12 protein-coding genes and 2 pseudogenes are annotated in these 21,690 nt (G+C 70.5%); 5 read left to right on the plus strand and 9 right to left on the minus strand.

Features of this window, described 5'->3' with window-relative positions; genetic code table 11:
- Positions 1-249: 249 nt before the first annotated feature.
- The 3 genes from QSK52_RS21935 to QSK52_RS21945 form a co-directional block, all read right to left on the minus strand.
- Positions 250-468: a hypothetical protein gene (locus QSK52_RS21935; RefSeq protein ID WP_285737831.1), complete on the minus strand. Its 219-nt coding sequence runs from the start codon at positions 466-468 to the stop codon at positions 250-252.
- Between the two features lie 36 nt (positions 469-504).
- A complete protein-coding gene (locus QSK52_RS21940; RefSeq protein WP_285737832.1) occupies positions 505-687 on the minus strand; it encodes a hypothetical protein in 183 nt (60 codons plus the stop codon).
- Positions 688-771: 84 nt separating this feature from the next.
- The gene (locus QSK52_RS21945) at positions 772-957 is read right to left on the minus strand and encodes a hypothetical protein (protein WP_285737833.1); all 186 of its coding nucleotides are present in this window, start codon (positions 955-957) and stop codon (positions 772-774) included.
- 164 nt (positions 958-1,121) lie between these two features.
- Between QSK52_RS21945 and QSK52_RS21950 the strand changes: the two genes are divergently transcribed.
- Entirely contained in the window at positions 1,122-1,910 is a 789-nt protein-coding gene (locus QSK52_RS21950; RefSeq protein WP_285737834.1) for a hypothetical protein, read from the plus strand.
- A gap of 47 nt (positions 1,911-1,957) precedes the next feature.
- On the opposite strand, the gene QSK52_RS21955 is transcribed toward QSK52_RS21950, so the two are convergent.
- Positions 1,958-3,016: an aldo/keto reductase gene (locus tag QSK52_RS21955; protein ID WP_285737835.1), complete on the minus strand. Its 1,059-nt coding sequence runs from the start codon at positions 3,014-3,016 to the stop codon at positions 1,958-1,960.
- A gap of 107 nt (positions 3,017-3,123) precedes the next feature.
- Between QSK52_RS21955 and QSK52_RS21960 the strand changes: the two genes are divergently transcribed.
- Positions 3,124-3,528: a MerR family transcriptional regulator gene (locus QSK52_RS21960; protein ID WP_285737836.1), complete on the plus strand. Its 405-nt coding sequence runs from the start codon at positions 3,124-3,126 to the stop codon at positions 3,526-3,528.
- Between the two features lie 38 nt (positions 3,529-3,566).
- On the opposite strand, the gene QSK52_RS21965 is transcribed toward QSK52_RS21960, so the two are convergent.
- A complete protein-coding gene (locus QSK52_RS21965; RefSeq protein WP_285737837.1) occupies positions 3,567-4,010 on the minus strand; it encodes a hypothetical protein in 444 nt (147 codons plus the stop codon).
- A gap of 317 nt (positions 4,011-4,327) precedes the next feature.
- Between QSK52_RS21965 and QSK52_RS21970 the strand changes: the two genes are divergently transcribed.
- The 3 genes from QSK52_RS21970 to QSK52_RS21980 all read left to right on the plus strand — a co-directional run bounded on the left by QSK52_RS21970 (position 4,328) and on the right by QSK52_RS21980 (position 17,043).
- Positions 4,328-5,272 (plus strand): AraC family transcriptional regulator, encoded by a 945-nt coding sequence (locus tag QSK52_RS21970; RefSeq protein ID WP_435053321.1) that lies wholly within the window; start codon positions 4,328-4,330, stop codon positions 5,270-5,272.
- Between the two features lie 483 nt (positions 5,273-5,755).
- On the plus strand, positions 5,756-9,910 hold the full coding sequence (locus tag QSK52_RS21975; RefSeq protein WP_285737839.1) for a LamG-like jellyroll fold domain-containing protein: 4,155 nt from the start codon (positions 5,756-5,758) through the stop codon (positions 9,908-9,910).
- A 134-nt stretch (positions 9,911-10,044) separates the two neighbouring features.
- Positions 10,045-17,043, plus strand: coding sequence for a polymorphic toxin-type HINT domain-containing protein (locus tag QSK52_RS21980; protein WP_285737840.1), 6,999 nt, complete (start codon positions 10,045-10,047; stop codon positions 17,041-17,043).
- A gap of 291 nt (positions 17,044-17,334) precedes the next feature.
- Here QSK52_RS21980 and QSK52_RS21985 read toward each other — a convergent pair.
- From QSK52_RS21985 to QSK52_RS22000, 4 genes and pseudogenes are all read right to left on the minus strand, one after another.
- Positions 17,335-18,642 (minus strand): annotated as a pseudogene (locus QSK52_RS21985) (tyrosine-type recombinase/integrase).
- Entirely contained in the window at positions 18,642-18,827 is a 186-nt protein-coding gene (locus tag QSK52_RS21990) for a helix-turn-helix domain-containing protein (protein WP_285737841.1), read from the minus strand. Before QSK52_RS21990 ends, QSK52_RS21985 begins: the two are co-directional and overlap by 1 nt.
- A pseudogene (locus tag QSK52_RS21995) lies at positions 18,820-20,184 on the minus strand (replication initiator). Before QSK52_RS21995 ends, QSK52_RS21990 begins: the two are co-directional and overlap by 8 nt.
- Before the next feature lie 166 nt (positions 20,185-20,350).
- The gene (locus QSK52_RS22000; RefSeq protein ID WP_285737842.1) at positions 20,351-21,688 is read right to left on the minus strand and encodes an FtsK/SpoIIIE domain-containing protein; all 1,338 of its coding nucleotides are present in this window, start codon (positions 21,686-21,688) and stop codon (positions 20,351-20,353) included.
- Positions 21,689-21,690 lie beyond the last annotated feature (2 nt).

Here is a 21,690-nt window from a genome sequence, read left to right on the forward strand (position 1 = left end):
TCGGCCGGAGACCACCGCCGTCCGCCCGTCCGGGGCTTGCCGGGCGGGCGCGGCGGGAAGGACACGGCAGGGGCCTGCGGGGGCGGGCCGGGGACGGGGGAGCGCGATGGCACGCACACGGTTCCGCGTAGCGCTGCGGGACGCCCTGCTGGGGCTGGCCGCCTGGTGGCTGTGGCTGCCGCTGCTGGCCTTCCTGGTGTGGGTGGTCAAGCACGTCGTGTTCGGCGGCTTCGGCCAGCAGGACCAGAGCTACCGACTGCTGATCGAGCGCCAGTTCTTCCCGCACGGCGGCCCGCTGGACGCCGCGCCGCTGTTCTGGTTCCTGCTGGCGGTCGGCTTCGCGGGCAGTCTCCTCGCGGTCCGGTACGTCGTGGAGGAGTCCGGGGCGGGCCGTCGCAGCCGGTGGGCGCGGCTGGCGACGGCCGTCGTGGTGCTGGCCCTGCTCGGTTCGCTGGTGCGGGCGGGCACCGGCCTGTGGGACGACGACAAGGACGCCGGCCGGTTCTACGCCCGCTCCACCGTGCTGGACATCCCGGCGGGCGGCGCGGCCACCCCGCGCTCGGTGCTGCCCGTCACCGAGCACAGCCGCCCCGGCGACGGCGACCGCTGCGACCTGGTCGGCACCTCGGACGTCCCGGCCTGCGTGAAGACCGCCCCGATGCCGGACTTCGCCTTCGAGGCCCGCACCGCCTCCTACGCGGCCGCCACCAAGGCGCTCACCGACAGCGCGGGCCTCACCTCCGGCGTCCACCTGCTCGGCCACAGCCTGCACTACCTGCCCGGCTCCGCGGACGGCGCCGGGGCGTGGACGGCGGTGCTGGACGGCTCCGGCGAGCAGCCGATGGAGGGCGTCGCGGTCTGGGACGGCAGCTCCAACTCGGTCGCCAGCTGCGGCTTCCGCGGCGACCACGCCTTCGACCGGGCGTTCGGCGGCACCGGCGCGGTCAGCCTGCGCAACCTGCTCGCCGAGCGCTTCCCCGACCTGGTCTACAGCGACCAGGACGTCTGGGGCTACTGCGACGGCCCCGACGTCCGCACCGCCCGGCCCGTCGTCGTCATCTCGGTGGCCCGGCAGACCGCCTGGAAGCAGCGCACCGTCCTGGCCCCCCGCGGGCGTCCTGGTGCTCAAGGGCTCCGCCGACGGCCGCCCCGACGTCACCTACCGGCCCACCGCCGCCCCCGGCGACCTGCCCGGCGCGGTCTACCCGGCCTCGGTGGTGCGCTCCCAGATCCACGAGGTGCAGTGGCTCGGCGGGCGCGGCGCCAAGGACGACCGGAACTTCGGCTACGAGCACACCTCGGCCGCCGCCAACGCCACCAACCCCGGCGAGTTCCTGCTCCGCTCCAAGGCCGACGGCCACCTGTACTACGTGACGCCGCTGGTGCCCCGGGAGAGCTCCTCCCAACTGGTGGTCGCCTTCGCCGTCCTGCAGGCCGACCGGGTCGACGGCGGCCTCAACGACCTGCACGTGTACGTCCGGGCCGACGACGCGCCGTCCGTCAACCTGGACGTGCTGACCAGCCGGATGGTCTCCTACATGGCCCAGCAGACCTCGATCACCATCAGCGCGGGCCCCGGCGGCGCGCTCCAGGAGATCATCCCGTTCGGGCACGACATGTGGCGCGGCTTCGTGGACTTCAACGGCCAGACCCAGGACTACATCGACCTCTCGGGGGACGCCACCGTCACCCCCAACCTGGTCTCCCTGCGCGGCCCGATCACCCCGCCGGGCGGCCAGCCGCAACCCGAACCCACCGCGACGCCCGCGCCCGCGACGCCCGCCCCGCAGCCCACCGCCCCCGCGACCGGCTGCGGCGACGACCCGGCCCGGCTCTCCGACCGCCAACTCGCGGACTGCATCGCCGAGTTGTCCCGCACCCTGCAGGGCCGGCTGCCGGCCGGGGGCTGAGCGCCGGGCGCCCTCCCGGGCCGGTGCCGCTCAGGCCCCGGTGCCGCTCAGGCCCCGGCGTCGGCGGCGGCCCGTTCGGCGGCCGGGCGGCGGCGGGCGGCCGGGGCCAGGTGCGGGGAGCGCCAGGCGCCGTCCGCCCGGTAGAGGTCGGTGCCGGGCGGGACGATCTCGTCGATCCGGTCCAGGACGGCGTCGTCCAGGGTCAGCGCCGCGCCCTTGAGCAGCCCGTCCAGCTGCTCGACCGTCCGGGGCCCGAGGATCACCGAGGTGACGGCCGGGTGGGCGAGCGGGAAGGCGACGGCGAGTTCGGGCAGCGTGCAGCCGATGCCCTCGGCCAGTTCGACGAACTGCTCGACCGCCTCCAGCTTGCGGACGTTCTCCGGCAGCGCCGGGTCGAAGCGGTGCGGGGTCAGCGCGGCCCGCCCGCTGCCCAGGTCGACCGCGCCGCCCCGGCGGTAACGGCCGGTCAGGAAGCCCGAGGCGAGCGGCGCCCAGGTCAGCACGCCCATGCCGTGGCGGCGGGCCACCGGCAGCACCGAGGACTCCACGCCGCGGGCCAGCAGCGAGTACGGCGGCTGCTCGGTGCGGAACCGGGGCAGTGCCCGGCGCTCGGCCGCCCAGTGCGCCTCGACGATCTCCTCGGCCGGGAAGGTCGAGCAGCCGAACGCCCGGATCTTGCCCTGCCGGACGAGGTCGTCCAGCACCGACAGGGTCTCCTCCACGTCGGTGCGGTGGTCGGGCCGGTGCACCTGGTAGAGGTCGATCCAGTCGGTGCGCAGCCGCCGCAGGCTGTCCTCCACCGCCCGCAGGATCCAGCGCCGCGAGTTGCCGCCCCGGTTGGGCCCCTCGCCCATCGGGAAGTGCACCTTGGTGGCCAGCACCACGTCGTCCCGCCGCCCCTGCAGGGCCTCGCCGACGATCTCCTCGGACTCGCCCGCCGAGTACATGTCGGCGGTGTCGACGAAGTTGATCCCGGCGTCCAGCGCGGTGTGCACGAGCCGCACGCCCTCGCGGTGGTCCGGGTTGCCCACCGCGCCGAGCATCATCGTGCCCAGGCAGTAGGCGCTGACCTCGATGCCGGTGCCGCCGAGAATCCGGTAACGCATGGTTCCTCCCCTTCCGTCCGCACCCGGTGGGGCGCGCCGCGGGCCACTCTAGGAGCTCGAGTCGGCTCTAGATCAACTCCTGCGCCGCTCCCTCCTATGCTGGTCCGGTGAGCACACCGGACGGACCCGCTGCCCCCGCGACCCTGAGCATCGGCCAGGTCGCCGCCCGCACCGGCCTGAGCGTGCACGCCCTGCGCTTCTACGAGCGCGAGGGCATCCTCGCCGACCCCGTCCGGCGCGAGGGCGGCGGACGGCGCCGCTACACCGAGGGCGACGTGGAGTGGCTCAACCTCTGCATCGTGCTGCGCAGTTCCGGCATGCCCATCCCCGAGATCCGCCGCTACACCGAACTCGCCCGCGCCGGCGCCGGCACCGAACCCGCCCGCCTCGCCCTGCTGCGCGCCCACGAACAGCGTGTCCTCGACCAACTCGCCGACCTGCAGCGCTCGTTGGACATCGTCCGGTACAAGGTCGCGGTGTACGAGGACTACCTCGACGGCCTGCCGGACTGAACCGGCCGCCCCCGGCCGCCGCCCCGGCCGCCGTCCGGTCAGTACCAGGCGGAGCAGAGTCCGTCGTTCGGGCAGAACACCACGTACGTCGCGTTGTACCCGGCCCGGACGGTCAGACTGGCCGGGTCCGGACCGTAGTTGAGGTTCGACCCGGGATCCGGCGTGGCGGTGAAGGTCACCACGGTGCCCACCGGGAAGACGGCGTCGCACGTGCCGGACGTGTCGGGCTGCGGGGCCGCGTTCTCGTCGTACGTGTACGGGTCCCACGCGCTCTGGTGGCAGTTGATGCCGGCCGGGTGGCTGACCACGGTGCCGCCGCCCCAGCCGTCGCTGGTCCAGGCCGTCACGTGACTCGTCGCCGTCGTCGCCGTCGTCGACGTCGCGGCCTGGGCGTAGACGGGGGCGGCGGTGCTGACCGCGGTGGCGGTGGCCAGCGCGGCGGCGGCCACCACGACGGAGCGCCAGACGGGTTGGATGGGCATGGGAATCGCCTCCCGGGGCTCGGCCTGCCCCATGACTCCCAGTCTCCGCCCCTGCGCCGACCATTTGAACCCCCGTCGGGGGGTAACTTCCCGTTACCTCCCGCCCGCGCCCGGCAACCGAAACGCTCGGCGGTGCGCCGTCCCCGTCCCGGGCAGGTACCCTCCTACCGGTTCCTCCGGCGTTCGACTCGTCCGTCATCGTCGTCGATCGGGCGCCAGGTGACCAGATCCGTCGGGGAGAAGTGGTGGAGCAGACGAACGGCGCCGGGAACGAAGGCCTTTCGGGGCGTGAGAGCTTCGAGTACTGGCGGGAGGTGATGGGGAGGACCCGGGCCGCCGAGATGACCAGCGAGTACGCGGACAGCTTCAGCGCGCAGATGAGACAGTTCACGCTGGGGCCGGTCTCGCTGCTGGGGACGTCCTTCCCCTCGATCCGGGTCAAGCGGACCGAGCGGATGATCCGGCGCTCCGACGAGGAACTGTTCCACGTGACGGTCCTGACCGCGGGCCGCGGCGTGGCGGTGGCCCCCCGCTCGGGGCGGACCGAGGCGTTCAAGGTCGGCGACATCCACCTGGCGCACAGCTCCTACCCGTACGACACCCGGTGCTTCGGCGTGCGGGGTCCGGCTTCGGAGCAGCCCCGGGTGGAGGGACTGGCCCTCGACCTGCCGGCGTCGCTGCTGCCGATCCCCGGGCACAGACTGCTCGACCTGCTGGGGCGGAAGCTGTCGGGACGGGCGGGCACCGGTGCATTGCTGACGGACTTCGTCCTCGGTGCGGGCCGGCAGGCCGCGGTGCTGGACCCCGCCGAGGCGTCCCGGCTGGGCATGGTCGTGGTCGACCTGATAGCGGCCTGGCTCGCCCGTGAACTCGACGCGGAGAACACGGTGTCGCCGGAGGGGCGGCAGCGGGCCCTGCTGGAGAGCGTCCGGCTGTTCGTCCGGCACAACCTGCACGACCCCGAGCTGGCGCCGCCGGTGATCGCCGCGGCCCACCACATCTCGCTCAGCTACCTGCACCGCCTGTTCGCCGAGCACGCCCACGGCGAGACGGTCGCGGCGTTCATCCGCCGCCAGCGCCTGGCGAGGGCCCATCGCGACCTCGCGGACCCCGCCCTGATGCACGTGCCGATCTACGCGATCGCGGCCCGCTGCGGCATGCTCGGCGCGTCGGAGTTCACCCGCGCGTTCAAGACCGCCTACGGCCTCCCGCCCCGCGAGCACCGCAACCACGCGCTCGCCTCGCGCGCGGGCTCCCAGTAGCCCCTGGACCGGGACGACGGCATCCCGCGTCGTCGGGTGCGTGAGTCGGCGATCGTCCCGTACCTGACGGTCGGGCTCGGGCGACGGCGCCCTTTCCGCCCCGGCGTAGGCGGCCGGTCCCGCGGGCGGACCGGCCGCAAAGGTTGTGGACGCTGTGTCGATACCCGTGGAGGCTGTGCACATCCGCAAGGAGCGAAGGGATCGTTACGGTGAACCGCCGACCGGGGGGTCGATGTTCGTCGTCACGCGAAAAGCGTTGCCGCGCAATGGCGGGAGCCCCGTGTCGCACGCGAAGAATGTCGATTCCTTGGGGGGTGTGGCGTGCGGAAGAGATCCGTGCGCGGGGGGTGGGGGCGGGCTCTGACCGCCGTCCTGCTCTCCGTCGGTGTGGTGACGGGGGCGGCCGGGATACCTGCGGTGGCCCCGGCGGTGGCGGCCGAACCGGTCGGCGCCTCGGACAAGCCGGCGAAGCCGACGAGGCCGGTGTCCGAGCAGGACCGGGCGGAGGGGCTGGCCGTCGCCGAGGCCAAGCGGACCGGCAAGCCGGTGGAGGTCGAGGCCCTCAAGAGCGAGACCTCGGACGTGGTCGCGCAGCCGGACGGCCGGCTGCTGTCGACGACCTACCTGCAGACCAAGCGGGTGCGCAAGGCGGGCCGCGGTTGGGTGGACGTCGATCCGACGCTGGCGGTGCTGCCGAGCGGGGCGGTGGCGCCGAAGGCGACGACCGCCGACGTCGAGTTCTCCGGCGGTGGCAGCGGACAGCCGCTGGTGCGGATGTCGCAGGCGGGCAAGGAGCTGAAGCTCAGCTGGCCCAAGGCGCTGCCGAAGCCGGTGCTGGACGGGCAGACGGCGGAGTACCGCTCGATCCTGCCGGACGTGGACCTGAAGCTCACCGCCTCGGCGACCGGCTTCAGCCAGGTCCTGGTGGTGCACACGCCCGAGGCCGCGAAGAACCCCGAGCTGGACGCGCTGCGGCTGGGCCTGCAGGGCGACGGCCTGACGGTGAAGCAGGAGAGCGACGGCTCACTGAAGGCCGTCGACCGGGCCGGGGGAGGCACGGTCTTCGAGGCGGCGCCACCGGTGATGTGGGACTCCTCGACGCCGGCCGGCCCGTCCGCGCCCCCGTCCGCCGCGGCCAAGGCGAAGAGCGACGCGGTCCCGGGTGAGGGCGCCAAGATGACCCGGTTGAAGGTGGACCTGCCGAAGGGCGGCATGGTCCTGACCCCTGACCAGGGCATGCTGGACGATCCCGCCACGGTCTACCCGGTGATGATCGACCCGCAGTGGAACACCCCGTTGGCCAACGAGTGGGCGGGCGTGTCGCGCACGTACCCGAACCAGACGTACTGGCACTTCACCTACACCGCCGACTACGTGCACGACTGGGGCGTGGGCTACTGCGGCGACACCTCCCGGTGCGCGCCGCTGGACGTGAAGCGGGCGTTCTACCAGGTGCCGAGCGGTGCGTTCGCCGGCAAGGAGATCCTGAAGGCCACCTTCGGGACGTACGAGAGCCACGCGTACTCGTGCAACGCCCGCCCGGTGGAGCTGTGGTGGAGCGGCGCGATCTCCAGGGGCCTGACCTGGAACTCGCAGAACAACTCCGCCTTCTGGATCCGCAACATCCAGACCATCAACGACGCGAAGGGATACACGGGCTGCGCGGACGACTGGCTGGAGTGGGGCGGTGACAAGGACTCCGGGGTGAAGAACCTGGTGCAGGACGCCGCCAACGGCGGCTGGCAGACCATCACCTTCGGTCTGAAGGCGCAGAACGAGGGCGACGCCTACGGCTGGAAGCGGTTCACCGACGGTGCCTACCTCCAGGTGTACTACAACCTGCGCCCGAACCAGATCGCGATGCCGGACATGACGATGTCACCGGGCTCGGCCTGCCAGTTCGACCCGGTCAACGTCAACCGGGTGCCGCAGGTCACCGTCAACCGGGCGACCGACCCGGACGGCGACCCGATCGCCGTGCAGTTCGCGGTGGCGTGGGACACCGGCGACGGTCTGCGCCGCCGCTGGTGGTCCACCGGCGCGGAGAACAACACACCGGGCGACTTCAAGGCTTCCGGCTCGCAGTTCACCTACCAACTGCCGGACGTGTTCCCGCACAACACCCGGGTGAGCTGGGAGGCGCGGGCCTGGGACGGCAGGTCCTGGGGGCCGTGGTCCTCGGACGGCGACCCGACCGCCTGCTACTTCAACGTCGACACCTCCGTCCCCGCCGGTCCGACGGTAACCTCGGCCAACTACCCGGGCTCGACGGACGCCACCGCCTCCCTGCCGTGGACCGACGGCGTCGGCAGGTACGCCTCCTTCACCCTGAAGGCCGCGGGCACCACCGTCACCAAGTACCAGTGGGCGCTGGACAACTCGCCGTTCACCGACCTGGCCACCACCGGCGGTGCTGCGCAGACCGTCAAGGTCCTCCCGCAGACCCCGGGCCTGCACGTCCTGTCGGCGCGTGCCGTCAACGCGGCCGGTACCGTCTCGCAGCCCGAGGCGTACTACTTCAACGTCCTGGGCGGGCAGGGCCAGCGCACCGGCTGGGGCATGGACGGCAACCTGAACGGTTCCGGCGCACAGGTGCCGCTCGCCCTCGGCACCGGCGCCACGCCCGGCGCAGCCGGCCATCTCGGCAGTGCGCTGACCTTCAACGGCGACGCGCAGAACGGCTACGCGCAGACCGACGCGGCGGTGCTCGACACCTCCAAGAGCTACACCGTCTCGGCCTGGGTGAAGTTCGACGGCACCCCGAACACGCGGGTCGCGGTCAGCCAGAACGGCCCGGACTACTTCTCGTACACCCTCGGCGTGGGCATGGCCGGCGGCACCGACCCCCACTGGTCCTTCAAGATCCAGACCAACGAGGCGGGCGCGGACGCCACCAGCTACAGCATCAACTCTCCCACCGTCGCACCGACCGGGCGGTGGACCCACCTGACCGGCGTCTACGACAAGGCCGCCAACTCCATCCGGCTCTACGTCGACGGGGTCTCCGTCGGCTCCGCCCTGGTGCCGTCGTCGGTCTGGGACGGCCACGGCAGCGTGCAGATCGGCCGCGACCGCTGGAGCAAGCTGTGGTCCGCCCCCTGGGCCGGCTCCGTGGACGAGGTCAAGATGTGGGACCGCGCCCTGACCCCCGCCGAGATCACCCAGGTCGCCGCCGACCAGCAGCTCACCACCGGCACCCCCGCCAAGGCCGTCTGGCACCTCGACGAGAGCGCCGCCCCCGTCGTCGGCGCTCCCGAGGCCGACGCCCTGACGCCCTTCAACGGCCCGCAGACCAACACCACCGGCATCACGGGGCAGGCCCTGCACCTGGACGGCACGGACGACTACCTGCGCACCTCGCGGCCGCAGGTCGACGGCACCCGGGACTTCTCCGTCTCGGCCTGGGTGAAGCTGCCCAAGCTCGCCGACAGCGACAACGTCGCACGAATCGCGATCACCCAGATCGGCCAGCACAACAGCGAGTTCGCGCTGTACTACTCGGCTGGCTGGAAGCGCTGGTCCTTCGGCCGCTACAAGGAGGACACCACCGCCGACACCCTGGTGCGCACCTGGCAGCAGGACTGCACCCCCGGCACCATGGTCGGCACCGTGCCGTGCTTCGCCGGCAACACCGGCGAGTGGACGCACCTGATCGGCGTCAACGACACCACCGCCAAGAAGACCCGCCTGTACATCAACGGCTACCTGGTCGGCGAGTCCGACTACACGCAGAACTCGCCCTGGGCCAACCCCGGCCCGCTGCAGATCGGCGCCGTCAACCGCGAGGGCGCCAACAGCGAGTACTTCGGCGGAGACATCGACGACGTCCGGATCTACGACCGCGTCGTCACCACCCCCGAGGCCACCGCGATGGTGCAGCAGCGCCCGCTGCTGGCCGGCCGCTGGAAGCTCAACGCCGCGACCTCCGGCGCCACCCCCGACGAGGGCCCGTCGCACCTGGCCGCGACCCTGGGTACCGGGGCGTCGATCAACACCGGCGGCGGCCTGCTCCCGACGCCGGGCAGCCTGGCCCTGAACGGCAGCACCGGCTACGCGGCCACCTCCGCCGCCCCGCTGCACACCAACCAGAGCTTCACGCTCGCAGGTTGGGCCAACACCGCGGGCATCCCGACCCGGGACATGACGGTGCTCTCCCTGCCCGGGACCGACAACAGCGCTGTCACGATGCGTTGGCACTCGTTGGGCCTCGACGCCAACGGCAACCCCCGCGGCGAGTGGCAGGCCGAGGTCCGCACTGCCGACGCCAACGGCGCACCCCGCACTCTGATCGCCCACACCCCGCAGTACTCGGTGTGGGAGAACTGGACGCACCTGGCCCTGAGTTACGACTCCTTCAGCCGACGCCTGGTGCTGTACGTCAACGGCCAGGAGGAGAACCAGACCTGCGAAGCCGGCAGCGCCGACTGCGTCCCGCACGTCTCCTCGGCCGGCGCCCCGCAGCCCTACGAGGCCAGCGGCAGCCTGCAGTTGGGCCGCAACCGGGCCGGCGGCGCCTGGACCGAGTACTTCTCCGGCGAACTCGATGACATCTGGCTGTACCAAGGCGTCCTGAGTCCCGCCCAGCTCCTCAAACTCGCCGACTACAACAACGAACTGAACACCGCCACCGGCGTGTGACACCCCTCTCGCTTCGGGCCGGGCAGCCGCCGGCTGCCCGGCCCGACCTCTCGCCATGCCCGGAAACGGGCCCGCTCCAAGGGAAGTGGCCCATGAAAGCAGGAAGATCCGCCGTCCGGCGGACCCGAGGGAAAGTGGCCGCCGGTATAGCGGCCACCCTGGTGGGGTCGCTGCTGCCGACCCTGCCCATGGCCGCCGTCGCGGCCGCGGAGCCGTACAAGAAGCCCCCCGTGGTCTCCTCCGAGAAGCCGGTGAAGGGGCACGACACCAAGCCAAGGGCGCCCAAGGCCGACACCACCGTCAGCAAGGTCGACGGCAAGCACGGCACCCTGCCCGGCAAGGGCAGCGCCACCGTGGACGTGCCGGGCGAGCGCGGCAAGGCCGTGAAGGCCGGGAAGCTGCCCGTCTCGATCACCTCCTCCGGTGCGGTCGGCCAGGCTCAGGTCGAGGTGCTCGGGCAGGAAGCGGCCGCGAAGGCCGGTGTCAGCGGCGTGCTGTTCACCGTCACCGGGGTGAGCGACAGCTCCGGTGTCAGCGTGGACTACTCCTCGTTCGCGCAGGCCGCGGGCTCCGGCTTCGGCTCCCGCCTGAAGCTGGTGCGGCTGCCCGACTGCGCACTCACCACGCCCGAGCTGGCCGAGTGCCGGAGCCAGACCCCGCTGCCCGGCGGCAACGACACCGAGGCACAGACCCTGAAGGCGGACGCGCTGACCGCCGCCCCGGTCGGCTCCACCCGGATCGAGGCCGCCGAGGGCGTCGTCGTCCTCGCCGCCACCGCCGGGACCGCCGGTCCGAGCGGCGACTACAAGGCGACCCCGCTGGCCAGCGCCTCGTCCTGGTCGACCTCGCTGAACAGCGGCTCGTTCGACTGGTCCTACAGCATGCCGCTCACTCCGATGCCCGGCGGCCTCACCCCGGGCATCGGCCTGTCGTACGACTCGGGTGCGGTCGACGGCCGCACCGCGAACAGCAACAACCAGGCGTCCTGGGCCGGTGACGGCTTCGACCTGTCCCCCGGTTTCGTCGAGCGCTCCTACAAGCCGTGCGCGGACGACGGCGCCCCCAAGACCGGCACCGTCAGCCCCGGCGACCAGTGCTGGGGCACCGACAACGCCACGATCTCCTTCGCGGGGCACTCGGGTGAGCTGATCCCGGTGTCCGCCGACGAGTGGCGGCTGAAGGGCGACGACAACACCAAGGTCGTCCGGATCCGCGACGGCGCACGCGGCAACGGCGACAACAACGGCGAGTACTTCAAGGCCACCACCACCGACGGCACCAGCTACTACTTCGGCTACAACCGCCTGCCCAACTGGACCAGCGGCCAGCCGGAGACCAAGTCCGTCTACACCGTCCCCGTCTTCGGCAACAATGCGGGCGAGCCCTGCAACGGCGCCACCTTCGACACCTCCTGGTGCCAGCAGGGCTGGCGGTGGAACCTCGACCTGGTCGTCGACACCCACGGCAACGACATCACCTACTGGTACACCCCCGAGACCAACAACTACAGCCGCAACCTGAAGACCGCCAACCGCACCCCCTACGTCCGCGGCGGGCACCTCGACCACATCGAGTACGGCCAGCAGAAGAACGACATCTACTCGTCGACCGTGAAGCCGATGGCCCGGGTCGACTTCGGCACCGCCGAGCGCTGCCTGGAGACCACCGCCTCGCTGTGCGACGCGGCGTCGATCGACACCAACCGGCAGTACTGGTACGACACCCCGTGGGACCAGAACTGCAAGGACGGCACCGACTGCACCACGCAGTTCTCGCCGACCTTCTTCACCCGCACCCGCCTGGTCCAGGTCGTCGCCAAGACCCTCCAGGCCAACGGCACCTACCAGGCCGTGGACACCTGGGACCTGACCCACAAGTGGGGCACCGCCGACTACGACTACCAGCTCCTGCTGGACAGCATCAAGCACACCGGCAACGCCGCCACCCCCGCCGTCTCCCTCCCGGCGACCACCCTGTCCTACCGGCAGATGGCCAACCGCCTCGACAGGACCGGCGACGGCCGCGCCCCCTTCATCAAGCAGCGCCTGGGCACGGTCACCGACGAGCTCGGCGGCCAGATCGACGTCAACTACTCGGCCGCGCCCTGCGACTGGGCCGCACTGCCCACCCCGCAGAGCAACACCACCCGCTGCTTCCCGCAGATGTACCAGGCCTCCGACACCTCCCCCGTCACCACCGAGTGGTTCAACAAGTACGTCGTCGACTCCATCACCGCCGGCGACAAGAGCGGCCACGCACCCGACATGGTCACCCGCTACACCTACCTCGGTGATGCCGCCTGGCACTTCGACGACGAGGACGGCCTGACCAAGGACAAGCTCAAGACCTGGTCCCAGTGGCGCGGCTACGCCCACGTCCGGGTGCAGACCGGCAGCAACGCCGCCATGTCGACCCAGACCGACCACTTCTTCCTGCGCGGCATGGACGGCGACCGCAACAACCCCGCCGACAAGAACAGCAAGCGCACCGTCACCGTCAACGACGGCCAGGGCACCACCCTGACCGACGACAACGCCTGGGCCGGCTTCGCCTACCGCACCGAGCAGTACGACAAGCCCGGCGGTCTCGTCCTGTCCAAGACGGTCAGCGCCCCGTGGAAGAAGCAGACCGCCCAGCGCGTCCGTGACTGGGGCACCACCACCGCGAACATGACCGGCGTCAGCAGCACCCGCACCTTCACCTCGCTCGACAAGGGTGCCGGCGCCTCCTGGCGCGAGACCCGCACCAACACCACCTTCGACGACTACGGTCGGGCCACCACGGTGGACAGTCTCGGAGACGTCTCCCTCCCCGACGACGACAAGTGCACCCGCACCACCTACCTCGACAACACGGCGGCCTGGTTCTTGACCGGAACGTCCCGAGTCGAAACCGTCGCCGCGAACTGCTCCACCAGCGTCGACCGCACCACCAAGGCCGACGGAACCTCCGCCGTGCTCTCCGACACCCGCTTCCGGTTCGACGGCCAGGCCTACGGCGTCGCGCCCACCAAGGGAGACCTCACCCTCTCCCACGTCCTGAAGTCGACCACCGGCAGCAACGCCACCTACCTCGACAGCGCCACCTCCTACGACGCCTACGGTCGCGTCCTGGCAGCGACCACGCTGGTCTCCTCGACCGTGTTCGACCTCACGGGCGCCAACAGCCCGGCCACCACCGCGCTGTCCAACCCCCGGACCACCACCACCGCCTACACCCCGGCCACCGGCCGACCCACCAGAGCAGTGGTGACCTCCCCGCCGGTCACAGCCGGCGACGCCGCCACCAAGCAGACCGTCACCACCGACTACGACCTGCTGCGCGGTCAGGTAACCGACACCCTCGACGCCGACAACCGCCGCACCGACGTCATCTACGACGCACTGGGCCGCACCCAGAAGGTCTGGCTGCCCGACCGTTCCAAGGCCAACAGCCAGAGCCCCGACCAGGAGTACGCGTACACCGTCTCCAACGGCCAGATCGCTTCGGTCGCGAGCAAGACCCTCAACGAGGACGGCTCCCAGCAGACCTCCTACACCCTGTACGACAGCTTCGGCCGCACCCGCCAGACCCAGACACCCGGCCCCGGCGGCGGCCGGATCCTCTCCGACACCTTCTACGACGAGCGCGGCCAGGCCTACCTCGCCTACGCGCCGTACTACGCCGCCGGCGCCCCGTCCGCGACGCTGCGCAACGTCGACGACACCACCGGCGTCGAGACCCAGATCCAGCAGGAGTTCGACGGCCTCGGACGGGTCGTCAAGTCCACCACCCTGGCGGGCAACGGCGCCGGCACCCCGTTGAGCACCACCCTCACCGAGTACAACGGCGACCGCGTCACGGTCACCCCGCCCACCGGCGGCACCCCCACCACCACCGTCACCGACGCGGCCGGGCACATCACCGAACTGCGCCAGTACAGGTCCGCGACGCCTACCGGCGCCTACGACTCCACCACCTACGCCTACGATCCGGCCGGCAACCGCACCAAGCTCACCGACCCGTCCGGAACGGTCTGGACCTGGGTCTACGACCAGCACAACCTGCTCAGGAAGGCGGTGGACCCCGACTCCGGAACGTCCACGAGGACCTACGACGACCTGAGCCGACTCGTCAGCACCACTGACGGGCGCGGGAAGACCGTCGCCCGCGTCTACGACAACGCCGACCGCCTGCTGGAGACCCGGGACGGCTCGGCCACCGGCCCGCTGCTGACCTCCCAGTCCTGGGATCCGGTGGGCAACAAGGGCCAGCTGTCCAGCAGTTCGAGCTACTACACCATCGGCGCCACCACCTACGAGTACAAGACCGCGTACTCGCTCTTCGACACGATGGGCCGGCCCACCCGCAGCACCGTCACCATCCCGTCCGTCCCCGGTCAGGAAGCCCTGGCCGGCAGCTACATCAGCGGCACCACGTACCGCCTGGACGGCCAGGCCAAGACCGTCTCCTACCCGGCAGCGGGCAACCTCGCCGCCGAGACGGTCTCCTACACCTACAACGACCTCCACCAGCTGCTCACCGTCAGCGGCTACCAGACCGAGCAGCTCTACAGCCTCACCGGCAAGCCGACGCAGTCGACGTTCTCCAACGGCACCGCCGGCAAGCAGGTCATCGTCACCAACGCCTACGAGTTCGGCACCCAGCGGCTGGCCTCCAGCCGCACCGACCAGGCAGGCATCGCCGACCCGGTCCGGGCCGCCGCCTACACCTACGACCAGGTCGGCAACGTCACCTCCGTCACCGACACCTCGCGCTCCGGCACCGACCGGCAGTGCTTCAGCTACGACTACCTGGCCCGCCTGACCGAGGCCTACACCCCCAACACCGGCAGCTGCACGGCGCCCAGCGGCACCCAGCTCGGCGGCCCCGCCCCCTACTGGACCAGCTGGACGTACAACACCAACGGCACCCGGGCCACCGAGACCCGCCACGACACCACCGGCAACACCGGCCAAGACGCCACCACCACCTACACCTACCCCACCCCCACCACCGCCCACCCGCACGCCCTCACCTCCACCAGCACCGTCACCGGCGCCCTCGGCGCCCCCGTGGTGGAGAGCTACGACTACAACGCGAACGGAGCCACCACCGGCCGGCACCTCAAGCCCGCGGGCAACAAGACCACCGACCAGACCCTGACCTGGAACAGCGAAGGCGACCTCAGCCAGATCTCCGCCACGGTCAAGAGCGTCAACGGCTCCACCACCACGACCACCAACCAGACCACCGACTACCTCTACGACGCCGACGGCAACCGCCTGATCACCCACACCCTCGACACCGCAGACCCGGCGGCCGAGAACTGGACGCTCCACCTCGGCAGCACAGAGCTCAACCTGGTCAAGGGAGCCGCCAAGGCCACCGCCACCCGCTACTACGCGCTCAGCGGCGCCACCGCCGTCCGCACCGACGACAACAGCCTCACCTTCCAGACCGCCGACCACCACGGCACCGCCGAAACCAACATCGACGCCACCACCGGCGCCGTCCAGCAACGCCGCACCCTCCCCTTCGGCACCCCCCGCGGCACCAAGCCCACCACCTGGGCCGGCACTCGCGGCTTCCTCGGCGGCACCAACGAACCCACCGGACTCACCCACCTCGGAGCCCGCGACTACGACACCACCACCGGACGCTTCATCAGCGTCGACCCGTTCTTCATCGCCACCAACACCCAACCGCTCGCCTCCTACACCTACAGCGGCAACAACCCCCTCACCCTCAGTGACCCCAGCGGCTTGATGTATCCCGCCTGTGGCGCCTCGTGCGACACCACCCCCTACATAGGGCCCGCACCAGCTGCCCACTGCGCGACCAACAGCTGCGCGACCGAGACGGGCACGCACGAATACGTCGAAGGGGAGAAGAACGCCAGAAATACCACCTCCCAGGACCTGCGCAATGCCAAGAGCTCGAAGAAGAGCAGGCCAGGTTTCCTGGACGGGGTGGGCCACGTATTCGGCGGAATGGTCGACTCCGTCAAACAGATGGGATCGGACATCAAGGGGTGCGTCTGGGACCACGTCGGCAGGTCCTGTGGTGAAACAATTGAAGCCTTTGACCCCGTCAGCAGGGTCGAAGGGATCGTCAGTCAGGGCGTCCAAATAGGCAAGGACGTTGCGAACGGCGACTACGCGTACGCCCTGGGAGAGCTCACCGCGCTCGGTGCCTCCAGTCTCGCGAAAAACGGGGCAGGGCGCATCAAGGACAAGGCACTCGACAAACTCGCGGAAAGCTCCGGACTGGGCGGAAAGATCTTCGGTAACTCGGATTTCGCCGAGCGTCTCCAGCTCCCGGGGTGCCTCACCGGAAAGAACAGCTTCCCGGCAGGGACCCGCGTCCTCCTCGCCGACGGCTCGACCAAGGAAATCGAGCACCTGGACAACGGCGACCTCGTCCTGGCGACTGATCCCACCACCGGAACGACGCAGGCCGAACCCGTAAGCGCAACCATCGTCACCGCAGACGACTCCGAATTCACCGATCTGACGGTGCTGAGCTCATCGGGCCCGCAGAAAATCACCTCTACGGCACACCACCCCTTCTGGGACGCCACCGACAGCCGCTGGGTCGACGCGCAGGACGTCCAGATCGGACACCAGTTCCTCGGTGGTGACGGGGAAAAGTACACCGTAGAAGCCGCGACCACCAGGCATACCGAACCCAGGGCCGCATACAACCTCACCATCCGCGGACTCCACACGTACTATGTACTCGCAGGGGCGACGCCGGTCCTGGTTCATAACTCCGGAGGAGACGGTCTCACTCCGGCCGAGCAGCAGATTTCGCAACAAGCCCAGAGTATCTATAGGTCACCTGAGTTTGCGACGCTCAGGGGCGCCCATGCCGCCGGTGAGTATGCGCAGATTTCCGTGAATGGAGTTACCGTGGTCTATGAGCCCGGACTTCCCAGCTCCGGCTTCACACTATTTGGCGAGCATGGATTCGCTATGGGCCCGGAGGCATTTTCTAGCGAGGCTGAGACAGGGAAGACCGTACTGCACGAGATGCACAGGCTCTCTACCTCGCAGGCGGCGTCTGGCGTGAGTGCTGAACTGGCCAGCGGCGAGACCCAGTCGGCGTTCGACTTTGCGAACAAGGCGTACTCGACGTGGGGATGTGGGTGATATGGAAATGCGTGAGTGGATCTCGGCGGTGTCGTCCATTTTGAAGGACCCGACATCGCGCGTAGAGTGCCCTAACTGCCGCCAAGGTGTCCTCGCCGTGGATTATCTCGGACAGACGGAATCAGTGAACGAGGCGCGAGTCCATTGCACTCATTGCGATGCCGAGTCATGGGCTAGGAATCCACCTGCCCCGCCGGCATCTCTCTAGGGTCGCTGGATAATCAAGAAGCCCTGCCAGAGAAATTCTGGCGGGGCTTCTTGGCGTCTTGACGGCAGTAGTTGACGGCAACGTCAGCGGACGGGTGCTGCACAAAGCGGCGGGACGTCGCCGTCGTCGGGGTCAGCGGCGGGCCCGGAGGCCCCGCCGAGGGTGCGGCCGAGGAGGTCGATGGCGTCCCGCTGGAGGCGGAGTCGGACGTGTGCGTAGACGGTGGCGGTGACGCCGATGTGGGCGTGGCCGAGGAGTTCCTTGATGACGACGAGTTCGACGCCTTGTTCCAGGAGGAGGGTCGCGGTCGAGTGCCTCAGGTCGTGGAAGCGGATCTGTCGGAGGCGGGCGCGGCGGAGGAGTGCGTTGAAGTGGCGGGTGAGGGTGGCGGGTTCGATGGGGTGGCCGTCGGGCCGGGTGAAGACGTGGCCGCTGTCCACCCAGCCCGCGCCGGCCTTCTCCTTCTCCAGGGCCTGCTGCTTCCGGTGGGTGCGGAGTGAGAGCAGGCAGGGGGCCGGGAGGGCGATGCGGCGTTCGGAGCTGACTGTCTTGGTGGGGAGGGTGGTCAGGCCGCCGGTGCGTGTGCGCTGGAGAGTACGGCGGATGCTGGCCGTGCTGGCGTCCAGGTCGAAGTCTTCCCAGCGCAGGCCGAGGAGTTCGCCCTTGCGCAGTCCGGTGCGGAGGGCGAGTTCGAACAGCGCGTGGAGGCGGTGGTCCTGGGCGGCGGCGAGGAAGGTGCGGGCCTCGTCGGCAGTGAGGGGTTCGAAGCGGCGGGGGCGGGGTGTGCCGGTGCGGACGTTGCGGGCGACGTTGCGCGGGATCTCTTCCTCCCGGACTGCGTGCTCCAAGGCGGACTTGAGCACGGAGTGGATGTAGGCGAGGGTCAGCGGTGAGAGCCGCTTGCCGCAGCACGTGCCGGTCGCGCAGCAGCGGGGCTGGTCGCGGGCGGCGTCGATGCCGCGTGCGCAGCACTGGCAGGTGGTGCGGAGCTGGTTGAGCCAGGTGCGCACGTCCTTGGCGGTGAGCTTGGCGAGCTTCTTCTTGCCGAGGCCGGGGATGAGGTACTGGTTGGCGCAGGCGGTGTAGCGCGCGTGGGTGGTCTCGCGGAGGTGGTGGACGGCGACGTTCTCCAGCCAGTACGTCAGGTACGCCGCCAAGCTGCCCTGCGCGGAGACGACCGGGACACCGCGGTTGCTGGTGGCGATCTTCTCGGTGAGTTTGGCGGAGGCCTCGGCGCGGGTGGTGCCGTAGACGCGGACGCGCTTACGGGTGTTGCCAGGCGCGAGGACGTATCCAGCGGCTTCCCAGCGCCCGTCCTTTCACTGGTAGACGGTGCCGTCGCCGTTGGCGCGGCTGCGGCGGGAGGCGGGGGTGTCGCGGGGTGTGGTCATCAGGCGGCGTCCTGTTCGAGTCGGGTGCGGATGAGGTCGGTGAGGGCGTGAGCGGGAATGCGCCGGGCGCGGCCGAGGGTGATCGAGGCGAGTTGGCTCGACCGCAGCAGGTCGTAGACGGTGGAGCGGCTGATCTTGAGCCGGGCCATGACCTCTGGGACGGTGAGGAGTTCGTCGTCACGCACCGAGAGCCACTCCCGTCCGCTTGCTCGGCGGTGCCACGGCAGCAGCGAGTCGCGCGAGTTCGGGGGTGAGGCCGATGCCGGAGAACGCCCAGTGCGAGAGGACGAGCGTCGAGGTCTCGTCGGGCCCGGTTGCCGGGGGCGTGGCCTGTGCGCGTTGCCAGTCGGCGCGGGCCTGGCGGAGCTCCGCGAGGGTGGTGGAGTAGGTGCGGGTCTTGGTGGAGAAGTGGCCTCGGAAGCCAAGCATGTGCGCCCAGGACCTGAGCTTGAGGTCGGCGAGTTCGGGTCGGGCTCCGAGGTCCCAGGCGGTGCGGATCATGGTCTCGGCGTGGACGGGGATGTCCCACTGGGCGAGTTCGCCGATCAGCCGGAGGCGGCGGTCGAGGGTTCCGGCGGCTCCCTCGGCACCCTTGGTGGCGTACTTGGCGATGTACGCGGCGACGGCCCGCTCGGTGACCTGGGTGCCACCGTCGAAGTCGGCGGTCCGGATGGGGCGTACGTCGAGCTGGGTACCGAACTCGAAGGTGGTTGTCTCGCCGCTGAGTTCCGGCCCGACGACGGAAGTTCGGGCAGCGGCAGCGCGTATTGCGTCGGTCAGCATGTCGACGGTGGCCCAGTTGGGTGGGAGGGACGTGTTGCCTTCCGGTCCGTCGAGGCGGATGACGGCGTGGAAGTGAACGAGGCCGCGTCGCTGGTACTCGGCGACCTTGGCGTACGACACCTTGACGACGGTGGACAGTTTGCGCTGGGCCACCCCGGCGAGGCGGGCGACCTCACGGCGGAGGTTGAGCATGAACCGGGAGCACAGGGCGGGTGCGTGGGCGTTCCAGAGCACCGCGCCCTGGTAGTCGTAGCGGTCCGGGGCGAGGGCCGAGCCGAGGGCAGGGTCGTCCTCCGCGTGGGCCTGGCCTCAGCGGCAACGGCGGGCTGCGTTCGAGCTGCCGGTGGGGCGGTTGTGGACGGGGCCGAAGGATGGCGCGGTGAAGGTGGCGAACACCCGAGGGTGGCGGCCGACAATGTCGGGGACGGTCTTGCCGCCGCGCAGGCCGGCGGTGATGAGCTGGAAGGTGTCCTGGCGGTAGACCTCGGCGCAGGACGGGCAGCGGGTGGCGCGGCGGTTGCCGCAGCGGACGAGCAGGCAGCCGGCGGGCATCTGGGCGGAGCCGAGGTGGCGCAGGACGAGGCCGGTCGCGGTGTCGACCTCGGTCCGGTGGCCGTCGAGGCGGACCGGGCGGGAGCACCCACCGAGGGTGCTCAGCTGGCGGACCAGGCTGGGGAGCTTGCCGAGGGAGCCGAGCGAGGCCAGGTCCTGCGGCGACAGCGGAGGGGCGGTCGGGGTGTCGGGGGTGGGGAACGTCATGAGGGCATGACCCTTCTGCGTCACGGCGCGGGCGTGCGGCGCCGGAGGTAGTGGAGGGGAGGGCCCCGGCAGGGGCGGAGGTAGGAGGTCACGCCCCTGCCGGGATGGGGTCTGCGGGCGGCGGAGGGCCGCCGGGATCTGGCACGGAAGCGGAGGTGAGCGCGCATCAGGCGGCCTTCACGAAGTCGGTGCCGGTCGGCAGGTCGCGGAGCTGGAGTCCGGAGCGGCACATGGCGTCGCTGATCTGCCAGCACGCTTCGGTGGGCAGGTAGACCGAGCGCATCCGCACGGGGGTGCGCATGTCGCCGATGGAGGCGATGGAGACGCCCTGGGGCATCTCGCGGTCGGCGGCGCTGACCTCCAGCTCCCGGCCGTCGGGGTAGAGGTGGAGGAAGTCCTCGACGGTGTCGACCCGGTGGCAGATGCGCGCGGACAGGTTGGTGCGCATCGCGGTGGAGAGGACGTCGGCGGAGGGCTTCTGGGTGATGAGCCAGAGGCGGATGTCGAACTTGGCGCCCTGGCTGGCGATGGCGAGTAGCTGGGCCTCGAACCGTTCGCGTGCCTTGCGGTCGGAGTGGCGGGTGTAGTTGGCGACCTCGTCGATCACCACCAGCAGGAGCGGCAGTTCCTTGCTGAACGCGGTGATGCGGTCGGTGCGGGCGGACCAGAAGAGCTTCTCGCGGCGGTCCATCTCTTCCCGGACCCAGGCGAGGACGTCGGACGCCTCGTCTGGATGCACGGAGGCGGAGACCTTGTGGGCGGTTCGCCACCAGGGCGCGGCTGCCGCGAGGTTGGGGTCGATCACCACGAGCTGCACGTCCCGCATGAGCGAGGCGTAGGCGAGGAGCGTGTTGACGGTGATCGACTTGCCGGACCTGGTGACCCCGGCGATGAGGCCGTGGGCGCTCTTGGCCAGGTTGAGGCGGATGCGCTGCCCGTCCTCGTCCCAGCCGAAGAGCACGTCATCGGTCGTACTGAGCGAGCCGGGCTGGACCGCGACAGTGCCGTCGGCCCGGAACAGCGGCGAGGGCATCAGGGTGTCGAGTGGTTCGCGGCGGAATCCGCGTGCGGTGATCTGGCCGGGCTTGGGCTGGGTGATCTTGACTCGGGTCATGCCCCAGCCGTTGCGCAGGTCGTCGGCGGCGTCCTGCCAGGCTTCCAGGCCGACGCGCGGCAGGGTGGTGGCGGTGACGGTGACGCCGAACTCGTCGGCCTTGGTGGTGATCCGGGGAATTCGGATCTTCGGCTTGATCGGCTTGCCGTCGGTGTTCAGGTGCTCCAGGCCGATCGGGGTGGCGTCCTTGGCGGCGAGGTCGGCCATGGGGGCGAGGCGCTTCCAGGTGCGTCGGATGCGGCGGGCCTGGCCGAGGCTGATCCGGGTCTCGGTGTCGGCGCGCAGCCAGCGCACGGAGACGAAGACCATCCGCCCCAGCAGCAGGGCCGTGGCCGGGACGAGCAGCCAGAGCAGGGTGTCGGGCGATATGTACGGAGTGGTCGTCAGCATGG

The sequence above is a fragment of the Kitasatospora phosalacinea genome, assembly GCF_030268885.1.
In the GTDB taxonomy this organism is placed as follows: Bacteria; Actinomycetota; Actinomycetes; order Streptomycetales; family Streptomycetaceae; genus Kitasatospora; species Kitasatospora phosalacinea_C.